This window comes from Tenacibaculum sp. MEBiC06402, from assembly GCF_049239625.1.
In the GTDB taxonomy this organism is placed as follows: Bacteria; Bacteroidota; Bacteroidia; order Flavobacteriales; family Flavobacteriaceae; genus Polaribacter.
Window position 1 is genome coordinate 1 of the sequence record NZ_JBMKKT010000058.1, and the last position, 1,745, is coordinate 1,745.

Consider the following 1,745-nt stretch of genomic DNA (forward strand, 5'->3'; position numbering starts at 1 on the left):
GTTTGTTGTAAGATCGCTATCCGTATCACATTGATTAATCTGTGCTGGATTGTTCGCAATTACAGGAAGTGGATTGATAATTAATCGAAAAGGCATAAAAGTTGTTCCAGGATCGGAAGCAACAAAACAATTGGTATTAGCGACATTTTCGATTCTTACAAAAATGGTTTGCTCATTAATTGTAGTATTTCTGTAAGGATTGTTTTTATCAATTACATCAGTAGCATTGTCTGTTTGTGCACCTGACAAAGTTGTGTGATAAGAAACATTAAATAGAGTAGGATCCAATCCGCCTAAGACTTCACTGTCTTTGGTTGATAAAATAAAATCATTAAAAAATCCATCTGTATCACCTCCATTAACAACATCATCACAAACGATATAATCGGAAGGTTGACTTGGTGCTGGTAAAGCAGAGACACTTAAATTAAATTGGGTAATATCGTAACAAGCCTCTGGAGCAAGTGTATTATGTATTCGAACAAATACGGTTTGATTGCTAAAAGGAGAGGGATTGGTATACGGACTCATTATTGCATTTGGAACACTATTATTATCTGCATCTGCTTGACTTAAAAAATAGTTTACTTCAAATTGGTTAGCATCCTGAGCGCCTAATATTTGAGGAGTAACATCATTATCGAGATCGAAGGTGTTAAATCCATCCATATCAGCATCACAATAATTAATATCTGTTATAGCGTTTGCTACAGGGATTGGGTAATATGTTATGGTTACATCATCTGAAGTTGTATTACCTGTATCGTCGGTAATTATTACTCGATAAATACCAGATTGATTATTACTAATAGTAAGTGTAGCATTTGTTTCACCGGAAATTGTAGTAAAACCTGAGCCAGTATCAATTTGCCATTCGTAAGAAGTAGCGGTTCCTGTTATTGGAGTTCCATCAAGAGTTACCGGAGTTCCATCGCAAACTGTTTGGTCTTCACCAAGTTCACCTACAATAATCGAACAGTCGGTAATACCTGCATCAGATGCTCCAAAATTTGTTTGCTCTAACTTTATTTGCCCCGCAATATTTTCGAAATTTGTAATTAGTAAAATATAAAACTCGCCAGCTTGTGCATTGTTAATTGTGAAAGTTTCAATAGAAGTTCCATCGTAACTACAATCAACAATATTTGTATTATCATCGTTATTGATATAGAAGTCCGGTAGGGCTGTATTATTCGGACAAGTAATTGTATTTCCTGCATTATCCACACAGTTGTTCGCTAAGTTAGAACAGTTCGAATCAGGGGAAGCGAATGGCCCCCAAGCAACGAAATCAACATCTATGGGAACACCTGATGCATTTCCGCTAGCATCAAAATTAGAAGACTGTATAATTCTAAAGTTTAAATTTCCACTACTTTGAACTCTAATAAAAAACCAAGCTGGATTGGGAGTTGTTGCCAAACAACCTATTTGACCTGTGCTAGGAATGTTAGTAACATTATTGAATATTTTTACACCAGCATTGTCAGAACACATTGGTTCAGCCATATCACAAGTGGTCGCGCCATCTTGTGCAATTAAATGGACACTTAAAAAGCAGATTAAAACCAAAATAATTCTTTTCATAGTCTTAGGTTATTTTTACCGCTAAAATAAAAAATACTTATTTATTTTCTAAGTAGTGAGAAATGTCCTTTTCTGCTGATTTTATTTCCGTTTCTATCGGTTAATTCAATGTTGAACCAGTAGTCGTTTGAAGGCAATACTTTTCCGTTGTATAATCC

General features: G+C 35.1%; 2 protein-coding genes. Both read right to left on the reverse strand.

Features of this window, described 5'->3' with window-relative positions:
* The coding region (locus ACOSP6_RS00495; RefSeq protein WP_422095678.1) for a PKD domain-containing protein at window positions 1–1,587 on the reverse strand (1,587 nt) is incomplete at its 3' end.
* A gap of 41 nt (window positions 1,588–1,628) precedes the next feature.
* A partial coding sequence (locus tag ACOSP6_RS00500) for a T9SS type B sorting domain-containing protein (RefSeq protein WP_422095660.1) occupies window positions 1,629–1,745 on the reverse strand: 117 nt, incomplete at its 5' end.